This window comes from Streptomyces sp. NPDC007088, assembly GCF_042869355.1.
Classification (GTDB): Bacteria; Actinomycetota; Actinomycetes; order Streptomycetales; family Streptomycetaceae; genus Streptomyces.
This window is the reverse complement of the sequence record NZ_JBIAFO010000009.1, coordinates 48,328-65,541: the sequence shown is the minus strand read 5'-3', so window position 1 is coordinate 65,541 and position 17,214 is coordinate 48,328. Positions and strand designations below refer to the sequence as shown.

16 protein-coding genes are annotated in these 17,214 nt (G+C 73.9%); 10 read left to right on the top strand and 6 right to left on the bottom strand.

Annotation, left to right across the window (positions count from 1 at the left end; genetic code table 11):
- Positions 1-29: 29 nt before the first annotated feature.
- A complete protein-coding gene (locus ACFYMP_RS16220; protein WP_388856925.1) occupies positions 30-2,228 on the bottom strand; it encodes an MMPL family transporter in 2,199 nt (732 codons plus the stop codon).
- A gap of 109 nt (positions 2,229-2,337) precedes the next feature.
- On the opposite strand from ACFYMP_RS16220, the gene ACFYMP_RS16215 reads away from it, so the two are divergent.
- Positions 2,338-2,934, top strand: a complete 597-nt coding sequence (locus tag ACFYMP_RS16215) for a TetR/AcrR family transcriptional regulator (RefSeq protein WP_388856922.1) — start codon at positions 2,338-2,340, stop codon at positions 2,932-2,934.
- 512 nt (positions 2,935-3,446) lie between these two features.
- On the opposite strand, the gene ACFYMP_RS16210 is transcribed toward ACFYMP_RS16215, so the two are convergent.
- A complete protein-coding gene (locus ACFYMP_RS16210) occupies positions 3,447-4,403 on the bottom strand; it encodes a LysR family transcriptional regulator (RefSeq protein WP_388856919.1) in 957 nt (318 codons plus the stop codon).
- 92 nt (positions 4,404-4,495) lie between these two features.
- On the opposite strand from ACFYMP_RS16210, the gene ACFYMP_RS16205 reads away from it, so the two are divergent.
- Positions 4,496-5,965 carry an MFS transporter gene (locus ACFYMP_RS16205; protein WP_388856916.1) on the top strand — a complete coding sequence of 490 codons (1,470 nt, stop codon included), beginning with the start codon at positions 4,496-4,498 and terminating at the stop codon, positions 5,963-5,965.
- Positions 5,966-5,972: 7 nt separating this feature from the next.
- On the opposite strand, the gene proP is transcribed toward ACFYMP_RS16205, so the two are convergent.
- Positions 5,973-7,478 carry a glycine betaine/L-proline transporter ProP gene (proP, locus tag ACFYMP_RS16200; RefSeq protein ID WP_388857517.1) on the bottom strand — a complete coding sequence of 502 codons (1,506 nt, stop codon included), beginning with the start codon at positions 7,476-7,478 and terminating at the stop codon, positions 5,973-5,975.
- A 381-nt stretch (positions 7,479-7,859) separates the two neighbouring features.
- Here proP and ACFYMP_RS16195 point away from each other — a divergent pair, with 381 nt between their 5' ends.
- The 4 genes from ACFYMP_RS16195 to ACFYMP_RS16180 all read left to right on the top strand — a co-directional run bounded on the left by ACFYMP_RS16195 (position 7,860) and on the right by ACFYMP_RS16180 (position 10,752).
- A complete protein-coding gene (locus ACFYMP_RS16195) occupies positions 7,860-8,849 on the top strand; it encodes a cation diffusion facilitator family transporter (protein ID WP_388856913.1) in 990 nt (329 codons plus the stop codon).
- Between the two features lie 98 nt (positions 8,850-8,947).
- On the top strand, positions 8,948-9,238 hold the full coding sequence (locus tag ACFYMP_RS16190; RefSeq protein WP_388856910.1) for a hypothetical protein: 291 nt from the start codon (positions 8,948-8,950) through the stop codon (positions 9,236-9,238).
- 99 nt (positions 9,239-9,337) lie between these two features.
- Positions 9,338-10,540, top strand: coding sequence for an MFS transporter (locus ACFYMP_RS16185; protein ID WP_388856907.1), 1,203 nt, complete (start codon positions 9,338-9,340; stop codon positions 10,538-10,540).
- Positions 10,541-10,590: 50 nt separating this feature from the next.
- The gene (locus tag ACFYMP_RS16180; RefSeq protein ID WP_388856904.1) at positions 10,591-10,752 is read left to right on the top strand and encodes a hypothetical protein; all 162 of its coding nucleotides are present in this window, start codon (positions 10,591-10,593) and stop codon (positions 10,750-10,752) included.
- An 18-nt stretch (positions 10,753-10,770) separates the two neighbouring features.
- Here ACFYMP_RS16180 and ACFYMP_RS16175 read toward each other — a convergent pair whose 3' ends face one another.
- Positions 10,771-11,817: a glutathione S-transferase family protein gene (locus ACFYMP_RS16175; RefSeq protein WP_388856901.1), complete on the bottom strand. Its 1,047-nt coding sequence runs from the start codon at positions 11,815-11,817 to the stop codon at positions 10,771-10,773.
- 145 nt (positions 11,818-11,962) lie between these two features.
- On the opposite strand from ACFYMP_RS16175, the gene ACFYMP_RS16170 reads away from it, so the two are divergent.
- Positions 11,963-13,165: an aromatic acid exporter family protein gene (locus ACFYMP_RS16170; RefSeq protein WP_388856898.1), complete on the top strand. Its 1,203-nt coding sequence runs from the start codon at positions 11,963-11,965 to the stop codon at positions 13,163-13,165.
- 124 nt (positions 13,166-13,289) lie between these two features.
- On the opposite strand, the gene ACFYMP_RS16165 is transcribed toward ACFYMP_RS16170, so the two are convergent.
- Entirely contained in the window at positions 13,290-13,898 is a 609-nt protein-coding gene (locus ACFYMP_RS16165; protein WP_388856895.1) for a TetR/AcrR family transcriptional regulator, read from the bottom strand.
- Between the two features lie 119 nt (positions 13,899-14,017).
- Here ACFYMP_RS16165 and ACFYMP_RS16160 point away from each other — a divergent pair, with 119 nt between their 5' ends.
- Positions 14,018-14,872: a MerR family transcriptional regulator gene (locus tag ACFYMP_RS16160; protein ID WP_388856892.1), complete on the top strand. Its 855-nt coding sequence runs from the start codon at positions 14,018-14,020 to the stop codon at positions 14,870-14,872.
- Positions 14,873-14,977: 105 nt separating this feature from the next.
- Here ACFYMP_RS16160 and ACFYMP_RS16155 read toward each other — a convergent pair whose 3' ends face one another.
- Entirely contained in the window at positions 14,978-15,451 is a 474-nt protein-coding gene (locus ACFYMP_RS16155) for a helix-turn-helix domain-containing protein (protein WP_388856889.1), read from the bottom strand.
- 222 nt (positions 15,452-15,673) lie between these two features.
- Between ACFYMP_RS16155 and ACFYMP_RS16150 the strand changes: the two genes are divergently transcribed.
- Both ACFYMP_RS16150 and ACFYMP_RS16145 read left to right on the top strand, forming a co-directional pair.
- Positions 15,674-16,474: a VOC family protein gene (locus ACFYMP_RS16150; protein WP_388856886.1), complete on the top strand. Its 801-nt coding sequence runs from the start codon at positions 15,674-15,676 to the stop codon at positions 16,472-16,474.
- A 63-nt stretch (positions 16,475-16,537) separates the two neighbouring features.
- Entirely contained in the window at positions 16,538-17,209 is a 672-nt protein-coding gene (locus ACFYMP_RS16145; RefSeq protein ID WP_388856883.1) for a helix-turn-helix domain-containing protein, read from the top strand.
- Positions 17,210-17,214 lie beyond the last annotated feature (5 nt).

Here is a 17,214-nt window from a genome sequence, read left to right as displayed (position 1 = left end):
CCCGCCCTCACGGCGCTGCCGACAGCCCCTCAGCTCTCCTCGCCCGGGGCCGCGGAGGCCGCCGGACGGCTCGCGCGCGGCGGCAGCGCGTCGCCCTCGACGTCCACGTTCGGCACGGCGCGCTCCAGCCACTTCGGCAGGGCCCAGGCGTACCGGCCCAGCAGCGCCAGGACGGCGGGCACCACCGTCAGGCGCACCACGAACGCGTCGATGAGCACGCCGACGGTGAGCGCGAAGCCGATCGACTTGATGATCGGGTCGTGGTTGAAGATGAACCCGCCGAAGACGGCCGCCATGATGAGCGCGGCCGCCGTGACGACGCGTCCGCTGCGCTCCACACCGTGCTCGACGGCGGCCCGCGCGTCCCGGTGGTGGTGGAAGTGCTCCCGCATCCGGCTGACCAGGAACACCTCGTAGTCCATCGCCAGACCGAACAGCACGCCGATCAGCAGGACCGGCAGGAAGCTCACGATGGGGGCCGCCGCGCCGAGCTGGAACAGCCCCGACAGATGCCCTTCCTGGAAGACCCACACCACCGCGCCCACACTCGCCGCGATCGACAGCAGGAAGCCCAGGACGGCCTTGAGGGGGACGAGTACCGAGCGGAAGGCGGTCAGCAGCAGGAGCAGCGCGAGGACCACGATGATCGCGATGAACAGGGGCAGCGCGGAGGACAGCTTCGCGGACACGTCGATCCCGGCGGCCGTCTGCCCGGCGACGTAGGCCGTACCGCCCGCCCGGTCCACGGGCCGCCCGGTCTCCTCGCGCAGCCGGTGCACCATGTCGGTGGTGGCCTGGGCGTCCGGCCCGGTCCTCGGGACGACGCCGAGCACCGTGATCCGGCCGTCCTTCGTGGCGCGCGGCGGGGCCACGGTGGCGACGTTGCGGTCCTTCTTCAGGACGCCGCCCACCTCCTCCACGAGCGCCTTCCGCCGCTCGCCCGGCACCTTCGCGCTGTCCACGACGACGGTGAGGGTCGCGTTGAAGCCCGGCCCGAAGCCCTTCGCCAGCAGGTCGTAGCTCTTGTGCTGGGTACTGGAGGCGGGCTGCGTCTCGTTGCTCGGCAGGCCCAGGCGCAGATCCTTCGCCGGCACCGCGAGGGCCAGCAGCCCCACCACGCACACCACCAGGACCGGAATCGGGAAGCGCGTCATCAGCCGGCCCCAGGCCAGCCCCCAGGCGCCCGCCCGGCGCTCCCGTCCGACCCCGGTCGCCCGCGCCTTCGGCCGCAGCCGCTCGCCGAGGAAGGCGAGCAGCGCGGGGACGAGGGTGAGCGCGATCAGGACCGCGATGAGCACCGTGCCCGCGGCCGCCAGCCCCATGACGGTGAGGAAGGGGATGCCGGCGGCGGACAGGGCGGCCAGCGCGACCATCACCGTGATCCCCGCGAAGGTCACCGCGCTGCCGGCCGTCGCCGTGGCCCGCGCGATGGAGTCCTCCAGGTCCTGCTCCGGGTCGGCGAGCTGCTCACGGTGCCTCGACACGATGAACAGCGCGTAGTCGATGCCGACCGCCAGGCCGATCATCAGAGCGAGGACGGTCGCGGTGTTGGTCATCTCCACGAACCGGGACAGGAACTGCACCGTCAGCACGCCGGTGCCGACCCCGACCAGCGCGGTCACCAGCGGGAGCCCGGCCGCGAGCAGGGAGCCGAGCGCCACCGCCAGCACCACGAAGGCGACCACCACGCCCACGATCTCGGCGGGGCCGCCGACCTCGACCGGGGGAGTGGACACCGTACCGCCCAGCTCCACGGTCAGACCCGCGTCCCTGGCCGGGTCCAGGGCCCGGTCCAGCCGGTCCTTCGCGGACTGCGGGACCCCGTCGGCGGGGGTGCCGAACAGGGCGTCCGCGTAGCCGATCGAGCGGTCCTTCGAGAAGGTGCCCGTCTTCGCCGGGTCCGTGACGTCGATGACGCCGGGCACCTTGGCGACCTCCCGGAGCGTGGCACCGACGGCCCGTTGCTCCTTCTGGCCGGTCAGCCGCTCCCCGTCCGGGGCGGCGAACACGACACGCGCGGTTCCGCCCGCCGCCTGGGGGAACTCCTTCTTCAGCAGGTCCTGCGCCTGTTGCGACTCGATGCCGGGGACGGTGAACTCGGTCGTGAGCTTCCCGCTCAGCGTCGTCCCGAGCCCGACCGCCACCGCGAGCAGCAGCACCCACACGGCGACCACCCGGCCCCGGCGGCGTGCCGCCCAACGTCCCAGCGCGTACAAGCGTTTCGCCACGGCAGGTCTCTCCCGTCCCCTGTCACCACAACAGTTCCAACAGATTTTTGCACCCTAATGCAGTTTTACCTTGGGCGGTAAACATCCCCCGGCCGTTATGCTGCGTGTCATGGACAGGGGTGCGGCCGAGGGTGGCCTGCGCGAACGCGGAAAGGCCAGGCGCCGTGCCGCGATCACGCGGGCGGCGTTCGAACTCTTCGCCGAGCAGGGCTACGACAGCACCACGATCGCCGAGATCGCCGCACGGGCCGAGGTGTCCCCTCGTACGGTCACCCTGTATTTCCGATCCAAACAGGACATCGCCTTCGCGACCTTCGACGCCTCGGTGGAGAACCTCACCCGGGCGTTGCGCGCCCGGAAGCCGGGGGCCAGCGCGATCGGAACCCTGGAGAGCTGGCTGCGTGACGAGCTGGCCTGCCACGACGAGATCGACGAACTGGGCCTGCGCATGTTCGAGGCCAACCCGGAGCTGCGCGCGGTGCGCACCGCGCGCATGGCCCTGGCCATCGAGGAGGGCGCCCGCGTCATCGCCGAGGACACCGGTGAGCCCCCCGACGGCATCGGTCCCCGGCTGGCCGCGGCGGCCACGGCCGCCGTCGTGACGGAGATCGTGGAACGCCCCACCGGTGCCGACCGCGAGGAGGCCATCGGCGCGGCCATGGCCTTCCTCGAAGCGGGGGTCACGGCCCTGCGCCGGATTGCCTGAGGGGGCCGCCCGGAACCGGTTGCCGTCCCGGCGCGCTTCCCGGCCACGGGTCCCCGCGGATCAGGGAAGCGACCGCTGAGGGCCAGGCCGGCCCTATGGCCGTTCTCTCCCCACCACCACCGGCGAGACCTTCGCCCGCCCGGCCCACCTCCCCCGTCTCCCGGGGCAGGTGCGCTCCTGGTCGCTGCTCGACCCGCCGGACCGTACGGTCGCCGTCGACGAGCGCACCGGCACGGTCCTCGGCACCGCGAAGGCGAACGCCGACCCGGGCGGCGACGGCGCACGTCGCGAGCGTGAGCCGCCCGGTCGATCCGGCTTACGGGGGGCCGGGCGTGGGGCTGGCACTGTGCGCGCACCATCGACGGGGCGCGCTGCTGGGTTCGGGCGGACGCGGTGCCACGCCGTCGGGCGGAGCGACACCAGGGCCGACGGGCTCTGCCGTTCCCCCGGCCCGGGTGTCGCTCCGCCCGAGGAGTCATGCCCCCCCCCCGGCGTTGCTGTGCGGGCCCCCGTCAGGCACCGGGCGCTGTGGCCCCGGCCGCCCGGCCGGTCACCTCCTCGCCCGCCTGCCGGAGCGACTCCTGACGCACCAGCTCCCGCAGCCAGTGGTGCGCCGGGTCCGCGTCGTGGCGCGGATGCCAGGCCAGCGCCATGTCCAGCGGCGGGAGATCCAGCGGCACCTCGAAGGTGCGCAGCCCCAGCCGGTGCGGCAGTCGCGCCGAGCCCGCCGTCGCGAGCCCCACCAGATCGCTGTCCGCCAGCAGGTGCAGCGAGGCGGGAAAGGTCCCCACCGAACCCACCACCCTGCGCGACAGGCCGAGTTGGGCGAGCGCCGCGTCCACGGGACCGTGCAGCCGGCCGCGCCGTGAGGAGATGAGGTGGTCGGCCGCCGCGAACCGCCGCGCGGTGACCCGGCCGCCCAGCAGCGGATGGCCCTCCCGGACCACGCCCACCATCCGGTCCCGGTACAGCGGCTCCACCCGCACCTCGGGTGAACGGGAGTCGATGACCCCCACCTCCAGGTCCGCGCGCCCCTCACGCAGCACCGGCGCGTCGGAGGGCGACTCCGGCAGGAAACGCAGCCGTACCCCCGGCGCCTCACGGGCCAGCCGGCCCAGCAGCGGGCCGCCCAGCACGGCTGTCAGCGCGTCCGCCGCGATCACCGTGAACGTCCGCTCCAAGGAGGACGGGTCCACACCCTCTCGGGCCAGGAAGATGCCGCGCGCCCGCTCCACCACCGCCCGCACCTCCCCGCGCATCGCGAGGGCCCTGGGCGTGGGCACCATCGACCGTCCGGCGCGCACCAGCACGGGATCGCCGAGCGCCTTCCTGATCCGCCCCAGCGTCCGGCTCATCGCCGGCTCCGAGAGGTGCAGGCGTTCGGCGGCGCCCGTCACGCTCGACTCCTCAAGGAGGACGTCCAGCGCCAGCAGAAGATTCAGGTCGAGAGACGAGTGCGTCACGCGCATTCATTCCTTGCGAAACATGCATTGGAAAGCAGGGCACGGCCCAGCCTACGGTGAGGGCACACCCCCCGTCCCCGCCCGCTCCAGGAGGAGCCATGACGAGCCCTGCCCATGAACGGAAACGCCCCGACCCGGTTCTCCCCGCCGCCGGCCCGGCTCCTTCCGGCGGGCCCGCCACCGCCGCCGCCCCCGACCGCCTCGGCCGCGCCGCCCTGCTCGCCCTGTGCGCCTGCGTCCTCGTCGCGCAGAGCATGGTCGCCGCGATCAACCTGCTGATCCCGCAACTCGCGGCCTCCAGCCTGCACCCCTCCTCGGAGCAACTCCTGTGGGCCGTCGACGCCTACGTCATCGCCTTCGCGTGTCTGCTCGTCCCCGCCGGTGCGGTGGGCGACCGCTTCGGCCGCAAAGGAATCCTGCTCACCGGCCTCGGGCTCTTCGGGGCGGGGGCGGCGACAAGCGCCCTGGCCACCGGCCCGGTCCTGCTGATCGCCGGCCGCGCGCTGTGCGGCTGCGGCGCCGCCCTCGCCATCCCGGCCACCATGGCCGCGATCGTCCACCTCGCCGCGCCCGCGCGCCGGCCCCAGGCCCTCGCGGCCTGGACCCTCGCGATGGGACTCGGCGGACTGGCCGGCAACCTCGGCGGGGGAGCGGTCGGTCAGTTCCTGTCCTGGCGCGCGCTGTTCTGGGCCATGGTGCCGCTCGCCGCCCTGCTCGCCCTCGCGGTCGCCCTCGCCGTACCGCGTACCGCCCGGCACGACGCGGCCGTCGACCCGCTCGGTTCCGCCCTGCTCACCGGCGCGCTCGTCGCTCTCGTACACGGCCTGATCGCGGGGCCCGGACACGGCTGGAGCGCACCACGCGTCCTCGGCTCCTTCGTCGCGGGCGCCCTGCTCCTCGCCCTGTTCCTCACGCACGCCCTGCGCGCCGAACGCCCCCTGTTCGACCCGCGGATCTTCCGCAACCCGAGGCTGCGGGCCGGCGCCCTGGGCGTCGCCGTCAGCTTCTTCGCGCTCTTCGCCCTCTTCTACGTCAACGCCCAGTACCTCCAGTACGCCAAGGGGTACGGGGTCCTGCGCACGGGCCTGGCGATCGTGCCGGTCACCGTGGGCATGGCGCTCCTGCCCCGGATCGGCGTGCGCTGGGCCGCCCGCAGCGGTCCGCGCCCGCTCGTCGCCCTCGGCCTCGCGCTCATCGGTGCCGGACTGCTGCTCGTCTCCACGGCCGGCGCCGGTACCCCGTACCCGCTGTACGCCTGCTACCTGCTGGTCCTCTCGGCCGGTATGGGGCTGTGCGGGCCCTCCCTCACCACGACCCTCGTCTCCGAACTGCCCGCGCACCAGGCGGGACTGGGCTCGGGGCTCAACACGGCCGCACGGGAGATCGGCGCGGCGCTCGGCGTCGCCGTCGTGGGGACGGCCCTGGCCCGGCACTCCGCGGGCGCGCACCCGGCGGCCGGGGTCGACGCCTTCACCCACGCGATGGGCACCGGGCTGCGGATCGTCGCCGTACTCGCGCTGGCCGCCACCGTCCTCGTCGTCCACGGATTCCGGGGACGGCGCGGCTGAGCGGGGCTCACTCGTCGTGGTGACGCCCGCCCCACGGATGCCGCATCCGGATCCACACGTCACGCGCCTGCCGGCTCGCCCGGGTCCTGCTGCGCGCGACGAGGGTGCGCGCCTGTTCCGGGGTCTCCACCATGGGCCCGGAGCCGCGCAGCGGTTTGCCCGCCGTCTCGTGCAGGAAGAAGGTCGCGACCAGGCCGATGACCCCCGCCACCATCAGGTAGTACGCCGGGATCATGTCGCTGCCCGTGGCCTCCACGAGCGCGGAGGCGAACAGCGGCGTGGTGCCGCCGAACAGGGACACGGAGATGTTGAAGGCGATCGACAGGGCCCCGTAGCGCATCCGGGTCGGGAACAACGCCGGGAGCGTCGAGGCCGAGGTGCCCGCGAAACACACCAGCAGCAGGCCGAGCACCCCGCAGCCGACGGCCGGGAGCAGGATGCCGCCCTGCCGGATGAGCAGGAAGGCGGGGATCGCGAGGACGACGAGCGCGACACTGCCCGCGAGGAACACCGGGCGCCGCCCCCAGCGGTCCGAGGACCTGCCGACCGTCGTGATCAGCAGCACCACGAGCAGCATCGTGCCGAGGACCAGGAGCTGGGAACTCGTCTCCGGCTCGCCGAGCGTCTCGGACATGTACGTCGGCAGGTAGGAGGTCACCATGTAGTTCGTGACGTTGTAGAGCAGCACCAGGCCCATGCAGATGAGCACGGCCTCCCAGTGCCCGGTGAAGATCTCCTTGAGCCGGCCCTTGCCGGACTGCCGGGCCTCCTCGACGGGGTCGCCCTCCGACAGCGCCTCGGCCTGGGCCTCCTCCTCGCGCTGGAAGGCGGGGGTCTCCTCCAGCTTGAGCCGCATGTACAGACCGATCAGGCCCAGTGGTCCCGCGACGAAGAACGGGATGCGCCAGCCCCAGTCCGTCAGCCCGTCCGTGCCGAGCGTCGCGGTCAGCACGGTCACCAGGCCCGAGCCCAGCGAGTAGCCGACGAAGGTACCGAAGTCCAGCCAGCTGCCGAGGAACCCGCGCCGCTTGTCCGGCGCGTACTCGGCGATGTACGTCGTGGCGCCCGCGTACTCACCGCCCGTCGAGAAGCCCTGCACCAGACGGCACACCAGCAGCAGCAGCGGAGCGGCGAAGCCGACCGCGGCGTACGTGGGCAGGAAGCCGACGGCGAAGGTGCTGGCCGCCATCATGATCATGGTGACCGCGAGCACCTTCTGACGCCCCACCCGGTCACCGAGCGGGCCGAACACCAGCCCCCCGAGGGGCCGCACCAGGAAGGCGGCCGCGAAGGTCGCGAAGGTCGACACCACCTGGGCGCCCGGCGAACTCGACGGGAAGAACACCTTGCCGAGGGTCCCCGCGAGATAGGCGTAGACACCGAAGTCGAACCACTCCATGGTGTTGCCGAGCGCCGCCGCCGTCACGGCGCGGCGTACCTTCGGCGGGTCGGTGACCGTCACGTCGGAGGCGGCCAGAGCCTTCTTGCGGCGCCGCAGAAGCGTCCGCAGCATCTGGTCCGTCGTCGCCTGCGAGCCACCCTGGCGCCGGGGGACGCGCGGCGGTCGATTCGGTCCCGGCATGAAAAGTCCTGCCCTCCGCTGTAGCTCCGGCCTCTGAGCCGTACCGCACGGCACCGGCCTGCTGTCTTCTCCCGGCAGGCCCACCTTCCCCGCCCGTGCTCACGTATGCCGTGTGACTGTGCCGTGGGAGTGGGGGAGGGGACCCGTACGGGCGATGCGGGCGCTCTCCGCGTGTGAGGCGCGCACCAGCCGGACGCCACCGGGCGCGCCCGCGAGGCCCGGTCTCCCCGTCCGGGCGGAGGCCGGGTCTGGACGGTGCCGGCAGGGGTATCCGGTCCTCGTGAGTGTCCCCTGCACCGACTGCGAGGCCCGATGAGCGACGAGAGCGAGCACAGCCGCGACGAGGCCGCCGGGGGCGCCCCGGAGGAGAAGTCCAAGGACCAGCACACCAAACTGACCGTCTGGGTGGCCCTGGCCGCCAATCTGGTCATCGCCGTGGCCAAGATCGTGGGCGGTCTCTTCGCGGGCTCCCCGGCCCTGCTGTCCGAGGCGGCGCACTCCGTCGCCGACAGCGTGAACGAGGTCTTCCTGCTGGCCGCGCTGCGCCGCAGCCGCAAACCCGCCGACCCCCGCCACCCCTTCGGCTACGGCAAGGAGCGCTACTTCTGGTCGCTGCTCGCCGCCGTCGGGATCTTCGTCACCGGAGGCTGCTTCTCCGTCTTCCAGGGCGTCGAGGCGCTCCGCTCGGGGGCCGCCGAGTCCACCAGCGGCTACATCATCGGCCTCGTCGTCCTCGCGGTCGCCTTCCTCGCCGAGGGCAGTTCCCTGGCCCGCGCCCTGTGGCAGGTACGCGGTCAGGAGGGCGGGGCGGGCTCCGACCCCGCGCTGCGCACCGTCATCGCCGAGGACGGTACGGCGGTGCTCGGCGTGACCCTCGCGATGATCGGGATGGCCCTGCACATGGCGACCGGTCAGGTCGCCTACGAGGCGGCCGCCTCCATCGGGATCGGCCTGCTCCTGGTCGCCGTCGCCTACCGCCTCGGCAAGGACGCCCGCGAACAGCTCATCGGCGAGGCGGTCGACCCGGAACTGCGCGACGACATCGCCGAGTTCCTGGCCCGCCAGCCGGAGATCGACCGGGTCGCGACGCTCCTGACGATGCGCCTGGGGCTCGACTCGACGCTGGTGGCCGCGCGGATCGACCTCGCACCCGGCCGGGACAGCGAGCAGATCGAGCTGGTGATGGAACGGGTCAAGGACGCGATCGCCGAGCGCTGGCCCGAGGCCGATCAGGTCTTCCTCGACATCACCGAGGCGCCGCCCGTGCCCGGGGCGGCCGTCGACCCGGAACTCACCACCTGAGCCTCCGCGCCGCCGCCGGGCTTGACCGGCGGCGGCACGGGCACCCGAAACTGACGCACCCGCCGATCCCGGCCCGGGACACCCACCGAGGAGTGGTCATGACGCAGAACCCCGCGCGCGAGCGGTACGGCACGACGCCCGAGGAGGGGCTCGGCGCCCTGGAACCCGGCACCCGCCAGCGCGCGGAGCTGCGGGCCAGGTGGATGGACATCGCCTGGACGGCCCTGTGCACCGTCGTCGTCCTGTGGGGCGTCTGGACGGCCGTGGGCGTGGTCCGGGGCGACACCGCCTGGGCCTACTGCGCGGTGGCCTGGGTGCTGGCCGCGGTGGTGGTCGCGCTGCGCGTCACGGCCTCCCGGCGCCGCGCGCGGTACACGCCCCGGCCCTGACCCGCCCCACGGGAGCCCCGCCCGGCGGGGGACGCACAGGACGGCACGATCTAGAACGGCCGACGGGTCCCGAAGTCGCGGGCGATCTAACGTGGTGCCATGACGACCGCGTCCACCACCCAACCCCCGCCGCACGCCTACCTCGTCGTCGCGGGTGTCTTCGCCGTCGGTATGGCCGGCACCACCCTGCCCACGCCGCTGTACGGCCTGTACCGCGAGGAGATCGGCTTCTCCCAGCTGATCGTGACGGTCGTCTTCGCCGTGTACGCCCTGGGAGTCATCGCCGTCCTCCTGCTGGCCGGCAACTACTCCGACCTGGCCGGCCGCCGTGCCACCGTGCGCTGGGGCCTGGTGCTGTCCGTGGCCAGCGCGCTGTGCTTCGTGTTCGAGGGCGGACTGCCCGCCCTGTTCGCCGGCCGGCTCCTGTCCGGTTTCGCGGCGGGGCTGTTCTCCGGGGCGGCCACCGCCTACGTCCTCGATCTGGCACCGCCGCACAAGACCCGCGCCGGGCTCGCCGCGACCGCCGCCAACATGGGCGGACTCGGCTGCGGCCCCCTGCTCGCCGGGCTGCTCGCCCAGTACGCCCCGTGGCCGCTGCGCCTGCCCTACCTCGTCCACCTCGGGCTGCTGCTGCTCGCCGGGCTCGCCGTCCAGCTGCTGCCCGAACCCCTCCCCGGCGCCGACCCCCGGTCCGCCCCGCACCCCGAGGGGATGGCCGTGCCCGCCGAGGTGCGCAGGGTGTTCGTTCCCGCCGCCTGCGCGGCCTTCTCCGGCTTCTCCCTGCTGGGACTGTTCACCGCCGTCTCGCCCAGCTTCCTCACCGAGACCCTGGGCCAGCGCAACCTCGCCGTCGTCGGGCTCGTGGTCTTCCTCGTCTTCCTCGGCTCCATCGCCGGACAGTCCGCGCTCGGCCGCCTCGGGGTGCGCCGCGCGCTGCCGACGGGCTGTTTCCTGCTGGTCGCGGCGCTCCTCATGGTCGCCGCCGGCCTCGCCTTCGAACTGCTGCCGCTGCTGGTCGTGGGCGGGGTGACGGGCGGCGTCGGCCAGGGCCTCGCGTTCCGCGCCGGGACCACCGCGATCGGCGCGAAGACCCCGGAGGACCGCCGGGGCGCGACGCTCTCCGCGTACTTCGTGGTGGCCTACGTCGGCATCTCCGTACCGGTCGTCGCGGTCGGCGCCCTCGCTCGGGCCGTCGGCCTGAAGGACGCGGGCCTGCTCTTCTCCGCCTGTGTACTCGTCCTGGCCGCGGTCGCGGGTGGGTACCTGCTGCGTCCGCGCGTCGGCGCCACCCTGCCCCGGTGAGCGGCGCCGCCCCAGTGGCGGGCCACGGACGTCCGTAGTCCCCTGGAACCATGAGCGATCAGGCCATGGACCACTGGACCGGGCGACTGCGCGAGACAGCTCCCGCACTCGACGAGCCGACCGCGCGCGGCTTCGTGCGGGAGCTGTACGACGCGGCGCGCCACGACCTCGACGTGGAGGTGAGTGAGGCGGACTTCGAACGCGAGGAATGAGACGGGGCCGGCCGGGGCTCAGGGGCGCCCGGTCTCCGGCACCGCCTCGTCCACCGGTACCGGCCCCGGCGGTGTCCCGTCGCCGAACGGGCGGCCCCCCAGCTCCTCGCGGTGGTGCGGGGACAGCCAGCCGCTCAGGTCCGGCCCGAGGGGGACGATCCGGGTGGGGTTGATTCCCGTGTGCACCGTGTAGTAGTGCCGCTTGATGTGGTCGAAGTCCACGGTGTCCCCGAAGCCGGGCGTCTGGAACAGGTCCCGCGCGTACCCCCACAGCACCCGGTCCTCGGCGATCTTGAACCGGTTGCACTTGAAGTGGCCGTGGTACACCGCGTCGAAGCGCACGAGCGTCGTGAACAGCCGGACATCCGCCTCCGTGATGGTGTCCCCGACCAGATAGCGCCGGTCGGCGAGCCGCCGTGAGACCTGTTCGAGACGCCGGAACACGTCGCCGTACGCCTCCTCGTACCTCTCCTGCGTGTCCGCGAACCCCGCCCGGTAGACACCGTTGTTGACATCCCGGTAGATCCCGTCCATCACCTCGTCGATCTCCCCCCGCAGCTCCTCGGGATACAGATCGGGGGCGCCCGGCCGGTGCAGCGCGCTCCACTCGGTCGCGAGGTCGAGAGTGAGCTGCTGGTAGTCGTTGGTCACGAGCTTCCCGCTCGGGACGTCCACGAGGGCCGGGACGCTCACCCCGCCCGGATAGCCCGTCTCCCGCGCGTCGTACGCCTCGCTCAGGTAGCGGATGCCGAGCACCGGGTCCCGGCCGCCCGGGTCGAGGGTGAAGCGCCAGCTGCGGTCGTCCTGGACCGGGTCGGTGACCGCGAGCGAGATCGCGTCCTCCAGCCCCAGCAGCCGCCGTGAGATCACCGCCCGGCTCGCCCACGGACAGGCCCGGCTCGCCACGAGCCGGTAGCGGCCGGCCTCCACCGGCCAGCCGTCCCGGCCGTCCGCCGTCACCCGGTCCGCGAAGTGGCTGCGCGAGCGCTTGAACGGCTTGCTGCCGTACGAGCTGTTGCCGTCGGCGCCCGCCCCGTCCCGCGTCGCTTCGCTGTCCTCGGCCATGACTGTCCCTCCGTCGTAGGGGCCCGCTGTCCATCCCACTCCTTCCCCGCGAGCGGGCCCTACGTCCCGCCACGCCCGCGAAATCACCTTCCGGCCCCCGCGCGGCGCCGCGCCGGGCGAGGGTGCGCCTGGTCAAGATGGGGGCGTGCCCGAAGTCCCCGCCCCCGTCGTCGCCCTGGTGCGCAGGACCACGGAACCCGTCGTCGCGCAGACCATCCGCTCGACGACCGCCGCGGTCCTGTCCTACGTGATCGCCACCCTCCTGCTTCCCCAGCCGGCGCCGCTCACCGCGCCCCTCACCGCCCTGCTGGTCGTGCAGGTGACCCTCTACGCGACCCTCAAGACCGGCATCCGGCGCGTCAACGCGGTCCTCGCCGGAGTGCTCATCGCCACCGGCTTCAGCGCGCTGGTCGGACTCACCTGGTGGACCCTCGGACTCACGATCCTCACCGCCCTCGTCATCGGCCGCCTCGTCCGGGTCGGCGAGTTCGTACCCGAGGTGGCGATCAGCGCGATGCTCGTCCTCGGCGTCGCCCAGGTCACCGCGACCGCCCTGGACCGTGTGTTCGAGACCCTCATCGGAGCCGTGGTGGGCCTCGTCTTCAACTCGCTCGCCCCACCGGTGTGGGTGCAGAGCGCGGGCGACGCGATCACCGGCATGGCCCGCGGCATGGGCCGGCTCTACCGGGACATGGCCGAGGAGGTCACCGGACACGTCCCGGTCGCCGAGGCGGCCAAGCGCCTGCACGCGGCGCGCCGCCTGGACGACGACATCTCGGGGGTGGACGCCGAACTGCGTCAGGCCGAGGACAGCACCCGGCTCAACCCCCGGGTCAAGGAGGGGCTGCTGAGCCGGGTCGCCCTGCGCACCGGACTCGACACTCTGGAGATCTGCGCCGTCGTCCAGCGCGTGCAGTTCCGCTCGCTGACCGACCTCGCGAAGGCACGTCCCGACGAGCCCATGCTGCCGGACGACGCCGCCCAGGCGTACGCGCAACTGCTGCGCCACACCGCGGAGGCCGTCGAGAGCTTCGCGACCCTCATCACCACCTCGGCGGCCTCCGGAGCCGACGCGGCCGAGGACAGTCTGGAAGCCGCCCTCACCGCGAGCCGGGCCGACCGCGACCGCCTCGCCAACCGCCTGCTCGACCTCGTACGGGAACAGCCCCGCCAGTGGCAGCTGCACGGCGCGCTGCTCGCGGAGGCGGACCGGGTGCTCGACGAACTCGACGTCGAGAAGCGCTCCGCCCGGCTCATCGAGGAACTCGACCGGCTCACCGCCCGCACCCACGAACAGCGCCCGCGCCTGCGGGCCGTCCTGGACCGCCTGCAAGCGCGCCGCTCCTGACCCTCGCCCAGGCGCGGGACGCACGGCCGGTGTTTGGACATACGGACGGAGGGTGCGCTCCCCGCCGGCCGCTGACACCCCCGCGGACGCGGACGCGACGCGTGCCCTGCCCGCTGACGTGCCCTCAGCGCGGCAGCAGCCCGCGCGCCAGCATCCGTACGGTGTCGTCGATCAGCTCCCGCGCCGGGCGCTCGCCGGTCATCCCGCTGCCGATGAGCGCCGCCAGCCCCTGGAGGGCGGCCAGCACCGTCGTCTGCGCCCCCTCGGGCGCCGCCGCGAGGAAGCGCGCCGAGGGACCGATCGACCGTTCGGCCGCCGCGCGCAGCCGCGCCGCCCCGGGCCGGTCGCGCGGGGCGAACATCAGTTCCAGCAGGGCGGCGTGCCGCACGGCGAACCGCACCCAGGCGTGGGCGAACACCGAGAGGTGCCGTACGAACGCCTCCTCGTCCACGACGCCCCCGCCGGGCGGCGTCCGCGGCAGGTCCGCCGTCGCCGCGTCCAGCTCCGCGCCCAGGCGTGCGAAACCCGCCTCGGACAGCGCGTCGAGCAGCGCCTGCCGGTCGGGGAAGTGCCGGCGTGGCGCCCCGTGACTCACCCCCACCGAACGGGCCAGCTCGCGCAGCGACAGATCGTGCGGACCCACGACGTCGAGCATCTCCTCGGCCCGTTCCAGGAGGGCCGCTCGCAGATTGCCGTGGTGATAGGCGGTACGCGGACGCTCCGTAGTCTCCATGGGCCCACCCTACTCTCTTGTAGGCGGTGACTACATGCGTGCGGGGCGGTGCGCACGGCCCGCGCCGGCCGGCGATGCTTGACCCTCACACCGTGTCAGCCTGTGCAGTGGAGCCCATCATGTTGACCATCGGAGACTTCGCACGGCACGGCCGGGTGTCCGTCCGCATGCTGCGACACTACGACGCCCTCGGACTGTTGCGCCCCGCCAGGACCGACCCGGTCAGCGGCTACCGCTACTACCGGGCCGCCCAGCTCTCGCGGCTCAACCGCATCGTCGCCCTGAAGGACCTCGGCTTCAGCCTCCAGCAGGTCGGCCGCGTCCTCTGCGAAGAGGTGGACGCCGCCGAGTTGCGCGGCATGCTGCGACTGCGGCGGGCGCAGTTGGCCGAGGAGGTCGCGGCGGGGCGGGCGGGACTGGCCCGGATCGAGGCGAGACTCCGGTCGATCGAGAGCGAGGGCCGCATGCCTGTCGAGGACATCGTCGTCACCTCCCTGCCCGCGGTACGGGTCGCGGAACTCAGCGGCACGGTGAGCGACTTCAGCCCCGAGGAGGTCGGACCGGTGCTCCGCCCCCTCTTCGACCGCCTGTGCGCCCTGCTGGCGGAGGCGGGCGTGCGCCCGAGCGGCCCCGGGCTGGCCTACTACACGCCGGCCGGCGGGGACGGGGAGGCGGTCACCGCGCACGCCGCCTTCCCCGTCCCCGCGACGGCCTCCGCCGACGGGGGCTGGACCCTGGTGGACCTGCCCGCCGTGGAGCGTGCCGCGACCCTCGTCCACCGGGGCTCCATGGACGAGGTCCTCGTCTCGGAGCAGCTCCTCGGCCGCTGGCTCGACGTCGAGGGGGCCGAGGCCCTCGGTTACGCCCGCGAGCTGTACCTCGACTGCCCCGAGGACCCGGCCGGCTGGATCACCGAACTCCAGCAGCCCCTCCAGGCCCCCAGGCCCTCCGGGAGGAACACCACCGAGGGCTGAACGTTTCGCCCCACCACGGGCGCGACGGGCACCACGGGAGCGGACGGGGCCCGGCGGCACGGGCGGCCCGGCGGGCCGTGGGCGCCCCGGGGCGGGGCGCGTGGATCAGGCGGGCACAGCGGCCTTTGCCACCGGATACCAGCGCTCCCCCCGCCGCTCGGCGAGCCCACGCTCCGCGAGCCCGCTCAGGTGCTTCGCGACGGTCGCCGGCTGGTACCCGGCCCGCTCCGCGAGTTCCTCCTGCGTCAGCCCCGCCGCCCCGGCGGAACTGAGCCGCTCCCAGGTGCGTGCCGCGGTACGGCCCAGGCCGCCGCTGCTCGCCGGGGCGAACAGCTCGGCCTCCGGCGCGCCCCGGCCGCCCGGCACGGCGGCCCCGGACGCGGTGGCCGGAGCGGGGGACGCGGTGGCGGAGGGCGCGGCGGCGGGGGCCGTGGTGGCGGCGGACGCTCCGGCCGGGGAACCGGCCGGCGCGGCGGCCGTCGCCACGGCCCGCCGCGCGCTGCCCGTGCGGCTCACAGGACGCGGGGTCCGGTTGACCGTCCGGTGCCTGCGGCCCTTCTGCTGACGACGCTTGGCCATGGTGCGCTCCGTTCTGTCGCGGTCATCGGTCAACCACGTGAACGTGCGTGCGTCGATCACGGTTACGGGCGACCGTGCGTGGGGGTGAAACCCGGCCCCGGCCCCGGCATGTCAGCGGATGCGCGCCGGGGCCGCCGGGCCGAAGATGAACGCAGCCCCGCACGCCCGCGCGCCGCGCGCCCCCGGGCGGGGGACCGAAGGACTGAGGAAGGCGGCCCCAGGGTGATGGCTGACAGGCCCGCGACACAGGACCAGGACGGCATCGGGCTGGGCACGAGAGGCTCGGTCAACCTCATGACCCGTGACCTCGCCGAGGCCCAGCGCTTCTACGGCGCCGTCATGGGCTGGACCTTCCGCGACGGCAGGCTCGGCCAGGAGTTCTGCGTGGCCCAGCGCCCCGACGGAAGCCCGGCCGCCGTGATCGGCGCGATCGCCTCGACGCTCCAGGTCGCCGTCGCCTGGACCCCCTTCTTCGCCGTCTACGACCTGGACGAGGTCGTCGCCCGGGTGCGCGAGCGCAGCGGGACCGTCGCGGTCGGCCCGCTGCGGCTGCCGTACGGCCGCGCCGCCCTGGGAGCCGACCGCGACGGCGCCGTCTTCGGCATGTGGCAGGACGACGGCGTACCGGGCCGCATCTCCGGCCGCAGTCCGCGCGCCTGGCTGCGGCTGCGCACCCGCGACGCCTTCGAGGCCGCGATCTTCTACGGGGAGGTGTTCGGCTGGGGCAACGACCGGCCCGGCGCCCCCGAGGTGCACTACGAGCAGGAGGAGGTCGTCGTGCGCACGGAGGGGCAGCAGCTCGCGCGGATCAGTTCCGGAGCCGTCGAGGCCGCCCCCGATCCGATGGTCCGCCCGATGTGGCGCGTGCACTTCCCGGTGGACGACCTGGAGGCGGCGCTGCGGACGACCACCGAGTACGGCGGCCGGCTCGTGGACGTGCACGACAGCCCGCAGGGCAGGGAGGCGATGCTGCGCGACCCCGACGGCGCCCTGTTCACCGTCACGGAACTGCCCCAGCGCTGAGCCCGGCCCGCGCCTCCCGCCATGCCGGGGGAGCGGCCCCGCCGACACCAGGAGGTCCGTCCCATGAGCCCCGTCTCCCAGTTCACCGCACCCGGCGGCGCGGGGGGCGACGTCGGCAGGCGCATCGCCCACCGCCGCGAGGAGGCGGGGCTCAGCCGCGCGGAACTGGCCCGCGCCGTCGGCGCCGACCCCTCCTACCTGCGCTACATCGAGGAGGAGAACGCCGCCCCGGGCACCGCCGTCCTGCTGCGCATCGCCGCGGCCCTCGGGGTCAACCTCGCCGATCTGCGCGGCACCGGAGTCGAGTACCCGCAAGGGCGGGGCGGGGCGTCCGCCGCCCCCGTCTTCGAGGCGCTCGGCGAGGACGAGTGCCGCGCCCGGCTGACGGAGCACGGGGTCGGCCGGGTCGGGCTCCTGGCGCACGATCGCGGCCCGCTGATCCTGCCCGTCAACTACTGCGTCCTCGACGGCGACATCGCCTTCAGGACCGGCGAGGACACCCCGCTCACCGCCGCCGAGGGCGAGCGGGTCGCCTTCGAGGTCGACCGGGTCGACGACGCGCTCAGCGCCGGCTGGTCCGTCCTCGCCGTCGGAGCGGCCCGCCGGGTGCGCAGAGCGGAGGAGGCCGACCGGCTGGAGCGCGCCGCCTTCTCGAAGCCGTGGGCCGACCCGGGCCGGGCCGTCTGGTTCCTCGTCCACCCCGACCGCCTCAGCGGGCGCCGCGTCCGCACCTGAGCACG